The following is a 17764-nucleotide window of genomic DNA, read 5'->3' as shown; positions in this document are numbered from 1 at the left end:
CCCTCCGTGTCAGCCTCAAGGTGAGTCACCGCACCGAGAGGAAGCCCGATGCTCGCCTTCACCACCGATGAGAAACGAGAGTTCGTCCTCGATTACCTCCAACAGCGCCACGGCAGCAAGACCGCCTGGCTGCAGGACAAACCGTTCAGCCTCCGACAGTTAGCACGCTGGCGCAGCGCCTATCTCCACGGCGACCTTGACCGCGACCTCGTACCTCGCAAGACTCGAGGAATGACCAGCCACCCTGCTCGACTTGAGGATCTGGAAAAACTCCTGACCCAACAACAACGCGAACACGACGCGCAACTGGCCGAACTCCACGAGGAAAACTCCTCCTTACGAGCGGCCAACGACGCGTTGGGAAAAGCTATCGGGCTCATGCACAAGTGGAGCGAGCACACGCCCGACGACACCCCCACTCCACCCGAGCCACCCAGTTCCTGACCTCCGAAAACATGCTGGTCACCCTACTTGCACAGCTACCCGGGATGAGCCAACGCAAAGCCCTTGCCGTACTGAATATTTCACGGTCAACCTGGCAATACCGCCAACGCCCCCGAAACCGGGTGAGCAACCCGATCTCACACCCCCAACGCCACCAACCACACGCACTGAATCTGACCGAGATCACCACGATCGAGGAGCACGTACTACGGGCCTGGACGCGCGGCGACTCCGTCGACCAGGCCTACGCCACCGCCTGGGACCAGGGCATAACAGTCGGCTCACGCCGCACCTGGTGGCGCTACGCCGCAGCCTTGGAACAATCACAGCGACCAGTCAAAACCCACCGCACCAAAACCGGGCCCCGCGAAAAACCCGTACTGCTGGCCACCGGACCGAACCAAATCTGGTCCTGGGATATCACCGACTTCAAAGCCCCTTACCGCGGACAAGCATTCAAGGTGTACTCAATCATCGACATCTTCTCCCGCAAGATCATCGCCAACCGCGTCGAAAACCGTGAACTCGACTACATGGCAGTGGAAATGTTCGAAACCGCATTCACCACAGAAGGAACCAAACCCCAATGGGTACACGCAGATTCAGGATCAGCGATGCGCTCCGATGCCATGAAAACCATGCTCGGCAACAACAAGATCAACGAATCGCACTCACGTCCCAGCGTCTCTAACGACAACCCGTACTCCGAGTCAGAGTTCCGAACCCTCAAACACCGCAAACATTTCCCCGGCATCTTCGAAACCCTCAACGACGCCCGCAACTACGTCACCACCTACACCGACTGGTACAACAACCACCACCGCCACAGCGGCATCAGCCTCTACACACCCAACGACGTCCACGACGGATCCTGGCGAGAAACCCACCGCCGCCGGCAACAAGCACTCGACGCCTACTACACCGAACACCCAGACCGATTCCGCCAACCACCAACCGCCCCACCCGCCCCGAACTGGTCAGGAATCAACTCCACCGGACCCCAACCCGCCACAAAATGACTCCACACAGGTTGACATCTACCGCTATGAGCGATTTCGGCACGGTCAACGGTCATTTCGGCACGGTCAACGGGTCTGGATCGGTCGGTGATTCACCTGCGATCTCCGGCCACCTGCGTCTGTCACCTCTGCCGATCAGGCCCGCGCGGCGGCGTGAATCAGCTCTTCGCCGGTGGCGTGAACGCTGCCAGCGGTTCAGAACCGGACCAGTCGTGGCCCCAGTAGCTGTCCGCGGTGATTTCCTCGGCCGTGTAATAGCGTTCGTCGACGAGCATGCCCTCGGTACCGAATTCGAGGTCCCAGCCGCCCGGTGCGCGCACGTAGAACGAGACCATCTTGTCGTTCGTGTGACGGCCGAGTGTCGAGGACAGGCTGAAGCCGAGTTTGTTCACCCGGTCGAGCGCCTGACCGACTGCGTCGAGGGTGTCGACCTCGACCATCAGGTGCACCATGCCGGGATCCTGGCTCGCCGGCGCCGGGCACAGTGCGAGGCTGTGGTGACGCTGGTTGACGCCGAGGAACCGCACGCGCCGCGCCGGACCGGGAGCGTCGGGCCCGCCGAGCCGGATGGCCCCGCGTGGTAGGAATCCGAGGACCTCGGTGTAGAAGGCGTAGGTCTCGTCGAAGGCCGGCGTGGGGAGCACCACGTGTCCCAGACCCTCTGTACCGGTGACGAATCGGCCACCGTGCGGAGTGACGACCGGGCTGTGGTCGAGCACGGCACCGAAGAAGATCTCGGTCCGGGACCCGGCGGGGTCATCGAATGCGATGACCTGCTCGGCATCGCGGTAACGCGACTCCTCTTCCGAGAGGGTCTCGACCGCGATCCCCGACTTCTCGACCGCTTCGCGTACACGTTGCAGCGCGAACTGATCGCGAACCTCCCAGCCGATTGCCAGCGCCTTGTCACTGTCGCCGGGCAACACGATGATGCGGGAGCGGCGCTCGTCGAGCCGCAGGTACAACCCGTCGGGTTCGGGACCCGAACCGGTCGACATGCCCAGACCATCGACGGTGAGCCGGCGCCAACGGTCGATATCGCGGGTCTGGACCCGGAGGTATCCGAGTGCTCGGATGTCAGTCATGGAAGAACCTTTCGGTGGTGCGGCCTTAGATCATCGAACGTTGGGCGCCCTGGGGTTCGCCGCCCATCTGGGTCAGGGCCGAGGCGTGATAGATCGAGCCCGGAACGTGGATGGCGTGCGCCAGACCGGCGTGGGCGTCGCGCCAGAAGCGCTGCATCGGGGTGCCGAGCTGCAAGGCTCCACCACCCGAGCGCGCGAAGATCTCATCGACGGCACGCACTGCCCGCCAGGCCGCACTGACCTGACTGCGGCGTCCGATGGCACGCAGTTCGAACGAGATCTCCTGGCCCTTTTCTGTCATGTCCCAGAACCGGTCGACGGTATCGAGGATCGCCGCCCGCGATGCCGCGATCTCCGCCGCCGCCTCGCCGATGGCGAAGAGTACGTAGGGATCTTCCTTGATCGCGACGCCGGACACCGTGACCCGCTCACGCTGAGCGTTGATGTGGCAGGCCAGTGCGCCTTCGGCGATACCGATCAGCGATGAGGTGATGCCGAGCGGGAAGATGCACGAGAACGGGAAGTTGTACAGCGGCTGGGTGCGCCCGAACTCCTTGGGTGCCGAGCCGTCGAAGACCTTCTTGGCCGAAAGGGTGCGGTAGGCGGGGATGTACGCGTCCTTGACGATCAGGTCCTTGCTGCCCGTGCCGCGCAACCCGACGACGTTCCAGCTCTCCTGGTCGATGTCGTAGTCCGATCGCGGCAGCAGGACGTGCAGGTGCTGCGGCGGCATCAACGGCTTGCCGTCCTGGTCACCGACGGTCGCACCGATCATGACCCACCCGCAGTGATCGGTACCCGACGAGAACGACCACCGACCATTGAGGATGTAGCCACCGTCGACCGGCTTCGCCACACCCATCGGGGCGTACGGCGAGGCCATCCACATGTCGGGATCCTCGCCCCAGACCTCGTCCTGCGCCTTGCGATCGAAAAAGGCCAGTTCCCAGGGATGTACCCCGACGATGCCGCTCACCCAGCCGGTGGCGCCATCCATGGCGCCGATGCCCATTGCGGTCTCGGCGAACTCGCGCGGATGCGACTCGAAGCCGCCGTACTCTTTCGGCTGCAGCATGCGGATCACACCGGCGTCACGCAGGCGCTTCGCCGCGGTATCCGACAGTTGCATCAACCTGTCGCCTTCGGCGCCCTCGGCGCGGATCTCCTCGGCGAACTGCTGAATGTTGTCCAGAACCTGGCCCATGGTCTTCTCGGCTTTCTTGTTCAGTACCCGGGCGAACGCCTGGGCAATGGTTGTGTCAGTGAGGTTTTCGTCGATACGCGGCCTCGCGTATCAGCCGGCCGCCACATCAACGGAGCTGTTGCGCTCTGCCCCGGCCACGTGCTGGGCCGCGATGTATCCGAACACCATCGACGGACCGATGGTTGCTCCGGCGCCTGCGTACTCATTGCCCATCACCGAGGCGGACGTGTTGCCGGTGGCGTACAGGCCGTCGATGACGCTGCCGTCTTCCCGAAGCACCCGACTATGGGCGTCGCAGACCAGTCCGCCCTTGGTTCCCAGATCTCCGGCCTCGCAACGGATTGCGTAGAAGGGCCCCTTGGCGATCTCGTCGAGGTTGGGGTTCTTCATGGTCGGGTCACCGTAGTACCGGTCGTAGGCACTGTCGCCGCGACCGAAGTCCTCGTCTTTGCCGGTACGGGCAAATCCGTTGAATCGCTCGATGGTCTTGATCAGTTCTCCGGCCGGGATCCCCACTGCCTGGGCGAGTTCGGTCAGCGTGTCTGCCTTGTGGATCACGCCGGAATCGTAAAACCCCTGCGGGAACGGCATGTTCGGAAGCACCTGGGCAAACGGGTACCGATTCTTGGCCTTGGTGTCCATGATGAACCACGCCGGCACATGGTCGCCCTCGAGCTGATCGTGGACGAAGTTGACGTACGGTCCCGATTCGTTGGTGAACCGGCGACCGGTGCTGTCCACGATGACCGAGGCCGGAATGCAGCGCTCGGACACCAGCGGGATCACCGCACCCATGGGGTGGAACACCGACGGCATCCACCAGGCGTCATCCATCAGATCGACAGCGGCACCGAGGCGCTGGCCGGCGATGATGCCGTCGCCCACATTCTCCTTTGCGCCCGCGCTGATGTCGGGTGCACCGTTGGCCGGCAGGTATTTCGCACGCATCTCTTTGTTGTGGTCGAACCCTCCGGTCGCCAGCAGCACACCCTTGCGGGCACCGATGCGGACGGTCTGGCCATCACGGTCGGCGACCACACCGATGACGGTGCCATGGTCGTCGGTGATCAGCTCGATCATGGACGTCTTGAGCCACAACGGAACACCGGCGTCCTTGAGTACCATGCGCAATCGGGCGACCAGCGCGCGGCCACCGGTTGCCATGTGTCGACGCCGGATGACGTTGGACGCCACGCGCCACGCGGCGACAAGCGAGGCCTTACGCCCTGCCCAGGTCCGCTTGACCATGGCCAGATCGTGGTAGTCCTTCGAGGTCACCCACAGACCCATCGGGCCCTTCATGCTGTTGGGACGCTGGAACTTCTCGTCCTCCTTCAGCGCCCGGGTGTCGAACGGCTTGCACTCGATGGTGCGCCCCAGCGCGCTTCCGCCTTCGAACTCGGGATGGTAATCGGAGTAGCCCTTGACCCAGTACATTTTCATATGCGGGCTGGCCTCGAGCAGGTCCATCAGCTCCGGGCCGTTGTCGACGTAGGCGTCGAGCCGGTCCGCGGGCACCTTGCCCTCGGTGATGACATCGAGGTAGCGGCGGATCGAACTACGGCTGTCCACTGCACCTTTGGCGCGCAAGGTCGGAGCATTGGGGATCCAGATCCCACCACCGGAGATCGCGGTCGACCCGCCGTACTTGCGGCCCTTGTCGATGATCAGGGTGTCGAGGCCACGGTGCGCTGCAGTGATACCCGCAGCCATGCCTCCGCCTCCGCTGCCGACGATGAGGAAGTCGACCAGATGGTCGAAGTCCTCGTGTGCGTTGAGGTTGTCCGTCATCGTGATGTCCTGTCTGTACGGGTGAGAAACGCCAGCACGGCGCTGAGCCAGGCCTCGCGGGCCTCGATCATCGTCCAGTGCCCACACTTGGGGAAAACGTGGAGTTCGGCGTTGGGGATGTCTCGCATCGGCAACATGGCCATGTCGACGGGGCTGACCCGGTCGTCGCGACCCCAGGTGAGCAGCGTCGGCGCGGTGATCTTGGCCAACCGGGCCCAGTACGGCGTGACGTCCGAGGCGGCGGCAGCGGCCATGCTGGCACCGAATGCCTTGCTGCTGTACATCCGTCGAGCGATTTCGAGTGTGGTCGGTTCGGTCGCCAGGGCCCACCGTTCCTCGATCAGTTCCGGGGTGACCAGTGCCGGATCATGGACCATCGAGAGCAGCCAGCGGACCAGACCATCGCGGGTCGGGTTGTCGGTGAATTCCATCAACAGCTTGATGCCCTCACTCGGACCCGACGAGAAGACGTTCTTGCCCATGCCGCCGATCGTGACCAGTTTTGCGACGCGCTGCGGTTCATCGAGCGCGACCTTGGTCGCGATGATGCCGCCCATGGAATTGCCGATCATGTCGACCGCACCGAGCCCCAGGCCATCGAGGAACTGCCCGACTGCTGATTGCGCCATCATCATCGGGTGGCCCTCACCTGGGTCACTCACGCCGAACCCCGGGAATTCCAGGACCAGGCAACGGAAGTGCTCGGCCAGATCGGCGAGCACACCGCGATAGTTGCGCCAGCCGGTGACGCCCGGGCCGGATCCGTGCAGCAGCAGCAATGGAGGGCCGACGCCGGCCTCGTGATACCGCAGGACCCCGAGACTCGTCTCGAGCTCCCTGCGGGTGCCCTCGTAACTCACGTCTGTGGTCATGAAGGAGACGTTGCCAGGACGTAACGCCGCTCACAGAAATCGTCCCGTTCAGCGAGATCGGGCATCGGCGGTGAACTGACCATTCTGCCTTCTTCCACTCAGCGAGACGACGCTACGGAGTGCCCCGAGGCCGGTCATACGCTCGCAGACATCAGCTGGAGTCGAATCACCGACCACACAACGGAATCCGAGGTGGATCAGATGTCGATCGAAACGATGTCACAGGCCGAGATGCGCAGCGCGCTGGGCCAGTTCGCAAGTGGCGTGACCGTCGTGACGGGCATGGACGACGAGGGGCCGATCGGGTTCGCGTGTCAGTCGTTCGCGTCGGTGTCACTCGAACCCCCGCTGATCCTGTTCTGCGCCGACCACCGCGGCCGGTCCTGGCCCCGGATCCGCAACACCGGCCGGTTCAGCATCAACGTGTTGCACGAGGAGCAGACCGATCTCTGCGCGCGGTTCGGAGGTCGCGCCGGCCGCAAGTACGACGAGCTCGAGTGGGAACTGTCGAAGTGGGGAACCCCCTCGCTACCCGGCGTGCTGATGCGGGTGCACGCCGAGGTTCATGACGTCCACACCGCCGGAGATCACGACGTGGTCATCGGCCGCGTCCTCGAATTCGAGTCGGTGACCGAGGAGCGTCCCATGATCTTCTTCCGCGGCAAGTTCGGCATCGAGACGCCCTCGACGTTGCTCCGCGCCTGAGCCGACAGCGCCGGAACCGGTTACCGCGCTAGAGCCATTGTTCCGACTCGACGGTCAGCAATCGATCAAGAGCTTCCGACGACCACGTCTTCTCCGGCGCGGGCACGGCTTTGCGGGTGCGCCGCGGGGAGTCTGCTTCTGGGTACAGCACCTTGGACACTTCCCGGGCCGCGTGGACGACCAGGGGCGCAACCCTTTTGAGCTGTGATGTACGCGCGTCGCCGCTGAGGGAGATCGCGGCGACCGGGCCGTCATAGCTGCGGATTGCGACACCGACACACGCCACGTCACGCACCGCCTCGCCTCGTTCGAACGCCAGACCGCTGCCCTGCCGGATGCGGTTGAGTTCTTGGTGCAATGTCGGCAGATCCGTGATGGTCCGTTCGGTGCAGCGCCTCAGCAGATGCGGATACAGCGCATCGATTCTCTCCGGGTCCATCCAGGCAAGCATCGCTTTACCGCCGGCGGTGGAATACGCCGGGGCCCGGCCGCCGACCCGAGAGGGCAGCGTGGAGGCGAACCGCCCACCGACCTTGTCCAGGTAGACGCTCTCGTTGCCGTCGAGCACGGACAGGTGCACCACCATCCCGGTCTGCATGTGCAGGTCGTGCAGAAGCGGAGCTGCCGCTTCCCGAAGTTGGGCGTGCCCCCCGTCGCCGCCCCCGAGTCCGATGGCGCGACGTCCCAGGCTGTAACCGAACGAGGCATGTTCCACCCAGTTCAGGCGGACCAGCTGATCCAGGATGCGATGCACCGTGGAGCGCGGCAACTGCGTACGGCAGGCGACCTCCTCGAGCGTCAGTCGCGTCGTCGGGCCGTCGAACGCGTCCAGGATGAGTGTCATGCGCTCGACCATCGACGGCGGCAAATCGCGCCGTGGGGTCTTGGTCGGGACGGTAGTAGCCGTGTCAACTGTCATCGGGCCTCCAAACGAACCTGGCCAGCTGTAGGCCATGGCGACAAAACTGAAATGAATTCTCATTATCGTAGCAGCAGTCCCGGTGACCGGGAAGCAATTGCCGCCGGGGGGTAGCTCGCGCTCCTCGGCATGCACCTTCCGGTCACTGCAGAAAAATTGCCCGAAGCACGACAGACCCGCTCCTCTCAGGAGCGGGTCTGTCGTGCACGGATACCGGGGGGTCAGGCGAAGGCGTCAGCGGCCTTCACCGGGGGTTGCAACTTCGCAGCTGCGCCGCGAAGGAGCAACACACCCATGAGACCGGCGAGGGCTCCGGCCACCGCCAGGGCCGAGAAGGCATAAACGAAACCCTTTTCCGGGTACAGCCCATACGAACCCAGCATGATCAGGCCCGGGATCGCCAGGATGCTGAGCATCACCTGACTGCCTACTGCACTGCCCATCGACCCGGAAAGGTTGAGCATGCCGCCGCCTATCCCCTGATCCTCGGCAGGCACCGTGCGCATTATCAGGTTCGGCAACGACGCCGACGCAGATCCCAGGCCCAGCCCCATCACGAACTGGCCGACCAGCAACTGTGGTGTCGTATCGTGCATCACCGCAATGAGAATCGACCCCACAGCGAGAAAGAACCCACCGAACGCGAGCATCGGTGCCGGCCCGAAACGCTTACTGAGGTGCCCACTGACCGGGCCGGCGATCATCGATGCGACGCCGGTCGGCACGGTGTAGAACGCCACCCCCAGAGCGGTTGCGCCGAACCCGTAACCGAGCCCCAAGTCGGCTTTGGTCATGACCATCATCGGAATCAGCATCGAGTGGCTGATCAGGACGAACTGCACAAACGCACTACCCGCCAACGCCTTTGCAACCGGCGCGTGCAACAGCAGATCCAGGTCGATCAGCGGTTCCTGCGGCTTGCGCTCGTAGTACAGCCAGGCCGCGAGAATCACCACACCGGCCCCAATGCACAGCAGGGTCTTCGGGGAGGTGTATCCCCAGGCGTTCATCTTGCCCAGTCCGAACAGCACCACGAACGCGCCGACGGCGAGGATCGCAGCGCCGACCACATCCAGCCGAGACCTGGTGCGCAGGGTCGATTCGGGCACCAGGATCGCAAAGGCGATGCCTGCCGCGGCGACATGGATCAGCTGGGCCCAGAACACGCCGGTATAGCCGAAATGGTCGATCAGATAGCCGCCGATGATCGGGCCGAGAATTGTGCTCGCGCCCATTCCGGTCGCGACGAAGCCAACAGCGACGGGAATCATGCTGCGGGGCATGATGTCCCGGATCAAACCGTAGGCGAGTACCAGGATCGCCATGCCGATGCCCTGCATGCCGCGACCGACCAGGAACAGCGCGAAGTTCGGCGCCACCGCGGCCACGAGGGCGCCGACACCGAAGATGACCGAACAAAACAGCATCACGCGCTTCTTGCCGTAGATATCGCCGATCTTGCCGACGATCGGCGTGGCTGCACCCAGGAGCAGTGTCACGATCGTGATGACCCAGCCCACCTCCGTCGTGGCGAAGTGCCGGCCGATCTCCGGCAATGCCGGGGTGACGAAGTTGTAGGCGAGCGGGATGACCTCGACCAGCAGGATGATGACCGCCAGCAGCGCCAACGATTTCCGACGGGTCAGGGGCGCACGCTCGGCCTCCCCAGATGAGAGGGGCAGCAGGTTCATATGTGTTCGACTCCGAATTAGAGGGGTAGACAAGCTGCCCAAAGGTGACAGCCGTCACGTGATACCGGCCACACGCTCCCACTGACCGAGATCCGGGTCGTGCCACTCTCACGTCGGCGCATCAGTGTGACGTCTAACCCGCAGTTCAGCATCGAAGAATTCGCCCATCGGCGACCAAAGGCCCAGGTGGGCATGGGCTCACATGCCTCGCCCCGCCGAACGAGGCGGAATGCAGCTCGCACTGGCCGGATCACCCTCGTCCCGGTCAGTGAGACCGTGAAACCCCCTCGCTCCCTTGGATAAAACTAGAATGAATACTAGTTTTGAAGCGTCACGAAATTTATGAGGAGCTCAACATGGTGGAATCACTCGATCTGTCCGGCCGCACAGCCGTCGTCACCGGCGCGGGCGCCGGGCTCGGGCGTGCAGAGGCACTCGCGCTCGCCGAGGCAGGCGCCGCTGTCGTCGTCAACGACATGGGCGAAAACGCGCACGTCGTCGCCGAGGAGATCAAGGCCGCCGGTGGTCAGGCAGTGGCCCTGACCGGCGATGTCTCCGATTGGTCGCTCGGCGGGCGTCTCGTCGACACCGCAGTTTCCACCTTCGGATCGTTCGACATCCTGGTCAACAACGCCGGGATCGTGCGCGACAAGATGATCTTCAACCTGTCCGAGTCCGACTGGGACGACGTGATCCGCGTCCACCTCAAAGGCCACGCCGCCACCTCCCGCGCAGCGGCCGTCCACTGGCGCGCTGCCAGCAAGGCGGCGGGCGCACCGGTGTTCGGTCGGGTCATCAACACCTCCTCGGAGGCATTCCTCTTCGGTGCCGCCGGTCAGCCCAACTACTCCGCGGCCAAGGCCGGGATCACCGCGCTGACGCTGTCGACCGCACAAGGCCTGTCGCGCTACGGAATCCGCGCCAATGCCATCTGCCCGCGGGCCCGTACCGCGATGACCGCCCAGGCCTTCGGAGAGAACACCGGAACCGCCGACCTCGATCCGCTCGCTCCCGAACGCGTGGCAACCCTGGTTTGTTACCTCGCCTCTCCCGCGTCCGACGAGATCAACGGACAGGTGTTCGTGGTCTACGGAAAGATGGTCGCGTTGATGGAAGCACCCAAGGTGGAGAACCGTTTCGACGCTGCGGGCTCGGCGTTCTCCGTAGAAGAACTCAATGATCAGCTCACCCCGTATTTCTCGGGACGCGGTCCGTACGAGACCTACGCCGCCTACAGCGTCGCCGGTCTGGAGAAGGTCGCGTTGGCAACCGAGCCCGCCGGCGTCTGAGCCCGAGCACCGGAGTACTTGCGGCCGGCATGCGCCATCGACCCGGTATGCGCCCCGTTGCCACTGAGCGGGACGGCGATTGACCCTCGCCCGCTGCCGGCCGCAAGCTCTGATTCATGTCGCAGGCTTCTCCCCCACCGCACTCGCTATCGGCTGCCGAAGCCGTCCTCGCCATCGAGGAGATCAAGCGGGTCTTCGCGGCCCGGCTCCGGTGCATGGACACCAAACAGTGGCACGAGTACGCGCCGCTGCACACCGACGACGTCGTGAGCGAGACGTGGGGCGGCCTGCCGGCAGACAAACAACCCCGCACCGGCGACACCGCGAACCGCATTGTCGGCAAAGAGAAGCTGGCCGAGGCGATCCGCAACCTGCTCGACGGACCGGTCAGCGTCACGACCGCTCACCACGGTCACACACCGGAGATCGAACTGACCTCCGACACCACCGCCCGAGGTATCTGGGCGATGGAAGACATGCTGTGGTGGCAAGACGGTGACGAAGAGCTACACCTTCACGGTTACGGCCATTACCACGAGGAATACCGCAAGGTGGACGGACGGTGGCTGATCAGCTATCGAAGCCTCACCCGCCTGCGGGTCGACTCATCACCCGGATTCTTCCGCTTCATGAAAGCACTGTGACCCCATGAAAGATCATGCCTCCGCACTCTTCGAGCCGCTGAAGATCCGCTCGCTCGAGCTCGCCAATCGGATCGCGATGTCGCCGATGACCCGATCGTCCTCGCCCGCAGGCGTTCCCGGGCCCGATGTCGCCCAGTACTACGCACGTCGCGCCCAGGGCGGCACCGGGTTGATCGTGACCGAGGGTGTCGCCATCGAACATCCGTCCGCCGTGGACAACGACAACGTGCCGCACATGTACGGTGACGACGCGCTGGCCGGCTGGCGCGCGGTGGTCGAGGGCGTACACGCGGTCGGCGGCAAGATCATTCCGCAGCTCTGGCATGTCGGGCCGCTCTGGGGTGCCATGGGCAAGGTCGACCCGGCGATCAAGCCGATGCGCCCGTCCGGGCTGTGGGGTCCCGTCGGCGTCACGTCTTACACCGACGAATATGTCACGGATGCAACACAACCGACCGCTCCGATGACCGAAGAAGACATCGCCGACGTCATCGACGCCTATGTTCGAGCCGCACGCAATGCCGTCGCAGCCGGGTTCGACGGGATCGCCCTGCACGGCGGCCACGGCTACCTCCTCGACTCGTTCGTCTGGCACGGCACCAACACGCGTGACGATGCGTGGGGCGGAGACCTGTTGGCCCGCAGCCGCTTCCCGGTCGAGGTCGTCACCGCGATCCGGACGGCCATCGGTGACGAGCTCCCGATCTTCTACCGATTCTCGCAGCACAAGCAGCAGGACTACACCGCCCGTATCGCCGAAACCCCCGACGAGCTCGGTATCGTGCTCGGGGCGCTCGCCGATGCCGGTGTCGACGTGTTCGACGCCAGCAACCGGCGTTTCGACGCACCGGTTTTCGACGGCAGCGACGTGTCGCTGGCCGGATGGGCCAAGAAGCTCACCGGCGCCCATTCGATGGCGGTCGGCAGTGTCGGTCTCGGGAAGTCGCTGCGCGACAGCCGCATCGACGGAGCGGCCCCGGTCGTCGACAACATCGGCGACGTGGAGCAGCGCATCGGTTCGGGTGAGTTCGACATCATCGCGATCGGGCGCCTGCATCTGGCAGACCCGGCGTTGGCAACGACGCTTCGCACCGGCGCACCGTTGACCGCGTTCAACCGAGCTGTCCACGAAGGCAGCCTTCTCTGAAAGCTTTACCGCCGATCCCGTGTCGTCTCCGGGATCGGCGGTAATACCCAACCGCTCAGTTCGCCGCAGCGGCGATACCCGCACGCCTGCCGAAGTAGCTGCCATCGCCGAGTGAGGCACCGCTGGCGTACCCACCGGCACACACCCCGGCGGTGGACCGACCCGCTGCGAACAGACCCGGGATCGGGTCACCGGATACGTGCAGCACCTCGGAGTCGAGGCCGGTGCGCAGGCCACCCAACGTGAATCCGCCGGTCATGCCCCGCAGATCGATGGCCGCAATCGGCGACCCGATCGGCTTGACCCATTCGGCCTTCTTGCCGAACGACGGGTCCTCACCCTCTGCCGCATGCCGGTTGTACAGTTCGACCGTTGCCTGCAGAGCCCCTGCCGGAAAGCCGATTTCGGCTTCGAGTTCTTCAACGGACTCGGCAACCCAGGTCGGCTGCCGCCGCAACTGGGGACTCGACGTCGGTCGCGTCAGTGCTTCCTCATAAGCCGCCTCGTCGATGACGAGGAACGCCTCATTCTGGTTCTCGATCAGAACTGCCTGACCGACCCGTCCCGGATAGGTGTCTTCGTTGATGAATCGCTGGCCGCGCCCGTTCACCAGGATGCCCCGGATGAACAATTGCGGGTCGCAGAAGAAGGCGACCTCGGTGGCGTCCATGTGTGCCAGGTCGGCACCGAGCGATTGCGCCATGCGGATCGCGCGGCCATCGTGTTCCTCGATCGAGGCGGCCGGGCGATTGATCAGCCGAGGCGCGAACGACTCGACCATCGTGGTGTTGTAGGCGAAGCTGCCGGTGGCGAGCACCACGCCCTTACGGGCGCGCACCGCGACACTGCGGCCATACTGTTTGGCCTGCACACCGACCACACGTCCGGCGTCGTCGATGATCAAAGCCTCGACGCGCATGTCGTATTCGGCCCGGACCCCGAGATCGGTGGCCTTGTCGGTGAGCGGCTTCATCAACATGTAACCGCCGCCCTTCTCGGCACTGACGTGCTTGTCTTTCATCTGCGGTACATGACCGCGGGGCGCCGGTGGGATGGTCGCGTTGAACGGCGCCGCATTCTCCCCTCCGGTGTACTGCAGACCGTCATCACCCGGTGGCTCCCAACCGGGTTCACCCCAGAAGCTCTCCTTGAACGGAACACCGCATTCGTCGACGAGCCAGTGATAGTGGTCGACACTGCCCTCGCAGTAGAGGTCGATCTTTGCCTCATCGACACCGGGTCCCAACGCGGCTTTCATGAAGGCCTTCATGTTGTCGACGGTGTCGTCGAATCCGCAGGCCTTCTGCAACGGGGTGCCGCCACCCATGTAGATGAAGCCGCCGGACATCGCCGCGGCACCGCCCCATCCCCCGGTCCGTTCGAGCACCAGGACCTCGGCACCGGCCTGCGCCGCGCCCACTGCCGCTGCCGCCCCGGCCACGCCGAAACCGGCGATGACCACGTCGGCCTCAAAGCCCCACTCGGTGATCTCGCCCGCCGGGATGGGCTTGATGGATGAACTGTCGGCCATATGCTGTCTCCTCACGAAAAACGCTGTAACACCTATGTGTTACGCACTTTCCGAGCCGCCGACAGCCGAGATCCCGGCCAACGGGAACCCCGCCCGCTCCCAAACGCGCCATCTTTACGAAGACGCTCCACCTACAACCGGCGCGTCTTCGTAAAGGTGGATCGTTTGAGGTTGAAGGGGGCGGGAGGACTCAGGACAGCCGCATCGAGCCCGTCTCGAGATACCGCTGCTGGAATGCGAAGGCCTCTCCCAGGAGGTGCGGTGTCTGTCCCGCACCGGGCACCGCTTCGGCCCGGTTCAGGTAGTCGTGCAGCAGCGGACGAAAGTCCGGGTGCGCGCAGTTGTCGATGATCACGCGGGCCCGGCGCCGCGGCGACAAGCCGCGCAGGTCGGCCAGACCCTGCTCGGTGACGATCACCTGGGTGTCGTGTTCGGTGTGGTCGACATGCGGCACCATCGGAACGATGGCAGAGATGGCACCGCCGCGGGCGGTCGACGGGCTCAGGAACATGGAGACGTAGCCGTTGCGGGTGAAGTCGCCCGAGCCGCCGATGCCGTTCATGATCTTCGTGCCCATGACGTGCGTCGAGTTGACGTTGCCGTAGATGTCGGCTTCGAGCATGCCGTTCATCGCGATGATCCCGAGCCGGCGGATCACCTCGGGGTGGTTGCTGATCTCCTGCGACCGCAAGGTGATGCGGGTGCGGTAGAAGTCGACGTTGGCAGTCAGCTCTTCCATACCGGCTTCGCTGAGCACCAGGGCGGTCGACGACGCGTGGGCGACCGTTCCGTCCTTGATCAGGCGGAGCATGCCGTCTTGAAGGACTTCGGAGTAGCAGTTCAGACCCTTGTACGGTCCGCGGTCCAGTCCACCGAGCACGGCGTTGGCGACGTTTCCGATACCGGCCTGGAGCGGCAGGAGTGTGTCGGCGGGCAGGCGGCCCGCGCGCACCTCGTAATCGAGGAAGTCCAGGACGTGGCCGGCGATGGCCTCACTGACGGCGTCCGGCGCGGTCACCGGGCTGGCGCTGTCCCGGCAGTTGGTTTCCACGACGGCGACAACCTTGGCCGGATCGACCCGGAAGGTGGTCTGGCCGATGCGGTCCTCGACATGGGTGATCTGGAGGGGTTTGCGATTCGGCGGGAGCGCGGTGCCGTAGTAGACGTCGTGCATGCCCTCCATCGCCTCGGGCACCCAGGAGTTGACCTCGAGGATGATCCTGTCTGCGACGTCGAGCCAGGTCTTGTTGTTGCCGATCGAGGCGGCGGGGATCAGTTCACCGGACTCGGTGATGCCGGCGATTTCGACGATGGCCACGTCGACGTTGCCGTAGTAGCCCTCCCACACCTGTTGCGCGACGTGCGAAAGGTGGATGTCGACGTAGTCCATCCGGCCGTCGTTGATGCGCTGACGGGCCGTCGGCTCCGCCTGGTACGGCATCCGCAGAGCGATTCCGTCGACCTCGCAGAGAATCCGCTCGGCCTCGGACGCCACCGAGGCGCCGGTCAGGAGATTGATCGTGAAGTCCGATCCATTCTCGCGGGTGTGCTCAATGCGTTCAGCCAGGGCCGGGATGGTGGCCTTGGGCGTGCCTGCGCTGCCGAAGCCACTGATGGCGACGGTCTCACCTGGGTGAACGAACGACACGGCGTCGGCAGCGGACATCACTTTCGAAGCAAACGCAGCACTTCGAATACGACCCGAGGTCGTGGGCTCACCTGATGTGGTCACGGCAACAGGATAAGCACCACACTTCGCGAGGATCTGGCCACATTCCGTGCGAATGAACCACAGTGGCGTGGTATAAGCAACCGGCGATCCGCAATCCACAATACGCTCCACTTGCCCGTGATCGCTTCGGGGTACACGCCGATCAGACGCAGTAAATCAAGCGAATTGTGGACGCGGTGACATCCCCGACGTCTTCCCAACTGTGCCCGTGGTCACACTCCGGACAACATTCGGGTTCGAACCCGACTGCTTGGGGAACCCACCCATCGACGGACGCCTGACCAGGGGTTCAACAGGAGCATTCGGATCGTCACATGGAGGGAGTGAGCATGACTGAGGACAACAGGGCCGACCAGGCCCGCAAAGGTCTTTTCGATTCCGTGAAGGGCAAGGCCAAGGAAGTGGCCGGCGCCGTGACCGGGAACGATTCACTGACAGCCGAGGGGCAACTGGAACAGACCCAGGCCCAAAAACGCAAGGAAGCCAACGCCCAGGAGGCCGTCGCCGCGGCGGAGGCCAAGCAGGCTCAGCGCGAGGCCGCCGAGGCCCGTGTCGAGAGTGCACAGGAACGGGCTGAGGTGGAAGCACAGGCTGCGAGCACCGAGCGCGTGGCCGACACGATGAAGCAGGCCCAGAAGGGCGCGGCTGCCCAGCAGGCGGAGCACATGCGCGAGGTCGAACAGGCACAGGCGGAGCGTGACGCCAAGGCCAAAGAACATCAAGCCCGAGCCGAAGAGCAGGCCGAGGTCGCCGAGGCGACCAATGAAGTTGTCGATGCAGTCGACGAACACAAGGAAGCGACCGACGAAGCGAAGCTGGCCAATGCCGAGGCCGAGCGGCTACGACGCCAGGCGGAAAACCTCACCGATCAAGCCGATCTTCCGTAGACCGACCGACCCCCCCACCGATATCGAGGAGAGTGCAGATGAACATCATCGAACTACCGTTGGTTGTGCTACGAACCCAGTATCGAATCGCCCGAATCCCGTTGCAGCTCTTCGAGACCAGAGTCGTCTCGCGACTGGACTCCGATGCCGCCGCCCGGCTCCTGTATGAACGTTCGCTGGGCGTTCTCGACTCGACCGTCGGGAATCTCCTGGGGGACAAATCAATCGAGATGCGCGGATCGGCGCTGACCGAACGCAGTGAGGCCCTCGGACGCGCGTCACAATTGGAAGCCGAAGCCGAACGTACGCGCCAGCAGGCCACCGCCACGCTGAAAGCCAAGGCCGACAACGCCATCGAAGACCGGAAGGTGGCGCGCGAAAACAAGCAGGCGGAGATCCAGGAGGCCGAACAGCAGGCGGCGGAAGACAAACGAGCCGCTGCGGCGAAAGCGCGAGAACGAACCACCGAAGCCCACCAGGAGGCCGACGAACTCGCCGCCAAGCGCAAACAAGAGGTCGAAGCCGCCAAGCGGGATGAGCAGGCCAAGATCAATGCGGCTGAACTGAAAGCGACCGCCGCCGCTGCCGCAAAAGCAAGGGAAGCAGCAGCCAAGCGGAACGCCGCGGAAACCGATCGCGACCAGGCCGACCACATCGAGAAACTCGCCGACGCCGAAAAGGAAAAACGTCAGGCGGACCGCGCCAACAACAAAGGCTGACGCCCGACGTTTGGAAGGATCAGGCCTTCGTCTGGAAGAGGGCTTCGGCGCCCAGTGTCCGCCGCAGTTCGCGCAATGAGTCCTC

The 17764-nt window shown here is 64.2% G+C and carries 16 protein-coding genes; 8 read left to right on the top strand and 8 right to left on the bottom strand.

Going from position 1 to position 17764, the window contains the following annotated elements; translation table 11 throughout:
• Positions 1-48 precede the first annotated feature (48 nt).
• Both AC51GT_RS19160 and AC51GT_RS19155 read left to right on the top strand, forming a co-directional pair.
• Positions 49-444, top strand: coding sequence for a hypothetical protein (locus tag AC51GT_RS19160; protein WP_496324071.1), 396 nt, complete (start codon positions 49-51; stop codon positions 442-444).
• A 44-nt stretch (positions 445-488) separates the two neighbouring features.
• On the top strand, positions 489-1463 hold the full coding sequence (locus AC51GT_RS19155; RefSeq protein ID WP_496329362.1) for a transposase: 975 nt from the start codon (positions 489-491) through the stop codon (positions 1461-1463).
• Positions 1464-1621: 158 nt separating this feature from the next.
• Here the strand turns inward: AC51GT_RS19155 and bphC are convergent, their stop codons facing one another.
• The 4 genes from bphC to AC51GT_RS19135 form a co-directional block, all read right to left on the bottom strand.
• Positions 1622-2548, bottom strand: coding sequence for a biphenyl-2,3-diol 1,2-dioxygenase (bphC, locus tag AC51GT_RS19150; protein WP_496326651.1), 927 nt, complete (start codon positions 2546-2548; stop codon positions 1622-1624).
• 25 nt (positions 2549-2573) lie between these two features.
• Entirely contained in the window at positions 2574-3752 is a 1179-nt protein-coding gene (locus AC51GT_RS19145) for an acyl-CoA dehydrogenase family protein (protein WP_496326650.1), read from the bottom strand.
• A gap of 90 nt (positions 3753-3842) precedes the next feature.
• Complete coding sequence (locus tag AC51GT_RS19140) at positions 3843-5543, bottom strand: FAD-binding protein (RefSeq protein ID WP_496329806.1); 1701 nt, start codon at positions 5541-5543, stop codon at positions 3843-3845.
• Positions 5540-6415, bottom strand: coding sequence for an alpha/beta fold hydrolase (locus tag AC51GT_RS19135; RefSeq protein WP_496326648.1), 876 nt, complete (start codon positions 6413-6415; stop codon positions 5540-5542). Before AC51GT_RS19135 ends, AC51GT_RS19140 begins: the two co-directional genes overlap by 4 nt.
• 201 nt (positions 6416-6616) lie before the next feature.
• On the opposite strand from AC51GT_RS19135, the gene AC51GT_RS19130 reads away from it, so the two are divergent.
• Positions 6617-7120: a flavin reductase family protein gene (locus tag AC51GT_RS19130; RefSeq protein ID WP_496326647.1), complete on the top strand. Its 504-nt coding sequence runs from the start codon at positions 6617-6619 to the stop codon at positions 7118-7120.
• 28 nt (positions 7121-7148) lie between these two features.
• Here the strand turns inward: AC51GT_RS19130 and AC51GT_RS19125 are convergent, their stop codons facing one another.
• Both AC51GT_RS19125 and AC51GT_RS19120 read right to left on the bottom strand, forming a co-directional pair.
• Positions 7149-8039: an IclR family transcriptional regulator gene (locus AC51GT_RS19125; RefSeq protein ID WP_496326646.1), complete on the bottom strand. Its 891-nt coding sequence runs from the start codon at positions 8037-8039 to the stop codon at positions 7149-7151.
• Between the two features lie 221 nt (positions 8040-8260).
• Complete coding sequence (locus AC51GT_RS19120; RefSeq protein ID WP_496329805.1) at positions 8261-9730, bottom strand: MFS transporter; 1470 nt, start codon at positions 9728-9730, stop codon at positions 8261-8263.
• 356 nt (positions 9731-10086) lie between these two features.
• On the opposite strand from AC51GT_RS19120, the gene AC51GT_RS19115 reads away from it, so the two are divergent.
• The 3 genes from AC51GT_RS19115 to AC51GT_RS19105 all read left to right on the top strand — a co-directional run bounded on the left by AC51GT_RS19115 (position 10087) and on the right by AC51GT_RS19105 (position 12810).
• Positions 10087-11019 (top strand): 3-oxoacyl-ACP reductase, encoded by a 933-nt coding sequence (locus tag AC51GT_RS19115; protein ID WP_496326644.1) that lies wholly within the window; start codon positions 10087-10089, stop codon positions 11017-11019.
• 116 nt (positions 11020-11135) lie between these two features.
• Entirely contained in the window at positions 11136-11663 is a 528-nt protein-coding gene (locus AC51GT_RS19110; protein WP_496329804.1) for a nuclear transport factor 2 family protein, read from the top strand.
• A 4-nt stretch (positions 11664-11667) separates the two neighbouring features.
• Positions 11668-12810: an oxidoreductase gene (locus tag AC51GT_RS19105; protein WP_496329803.1), complete on the top strand. Its 1143-nt coding sequence runs from the start codon at positions 11668-11670 to the stop codon at positions 12808-12810.
• 55 nt (positions 12811-12865) lie between these two features.
• Here the strand turns inward: AC51GT_RS19105 and AC51GT_RS19100 are convergent, their stop codons facing one another.
• Together AC51GT_RS19100 and scpC are read right to left on the bottom strand one after the other, a co-directional pair.
• Positions 12866-14341: an FAD-dependent oxidoreductase gene (locus AC51GT_RS19100; protein WP_496326641.1), complete on the bottom strand. Its 1476-nt coding sequence runs from the start codon at positions 14339-14341 to the stop codon at positions 12866-12868.
• A 190-nt stretch (positions 14342-14531) separates the two neighbouring features.
• Positions 14532-16073 carry a succinyl-CoA:acetate CoA-transferase ScpC gene (gene scpC, locus AC51GT_RS19095; protein ID WP_496326640.1) on the bottom strand — a complete coding sequence of 514 codons (1542 nt, stop codon included), beginning with the start codon at positions 16071-16073 and terminating at the stop codon, positions 14532-14534.
• Positions 16074-16402: 329 nt separating this feature from the next.
• On the opposite strand from scpC, the gene AC51GT_RS19090 reads away from it, so the two are divergent.
• Together AC51GT_RS19090 and AC51GT_RS19085 are read left to right on the top strand one after the other, a co-directional pair.
• Complete coding sequence (locus AC51GT_RS19090) at positions 16403-16960, top strand: CsbD family protein (protein ID WP_496326639.1); 558 nt, start codon at positions 16403-16405, stop codon at positions 16958-16960.
• Between the two features lie 38 nt (positions 16961-16998).
• Positions 16999-17679, top strand: coding sequence for an IF2 family translation initiation factor (locus AC51GT_RS19085; RefSeq protein ID WP_496329802.1), 681 nt, complete (start codon positions 16999-17001; stop codon positions 17677-17679).
• Positions 17680-17764 lie beyond the last annotated feature (85 nt).

It is taken from the genome of Williamsia sp. z34, from assembly GCF_059553395.1.
This window is presented reverse-complemented; position numbering and strand designations above follow the sequence as displayed.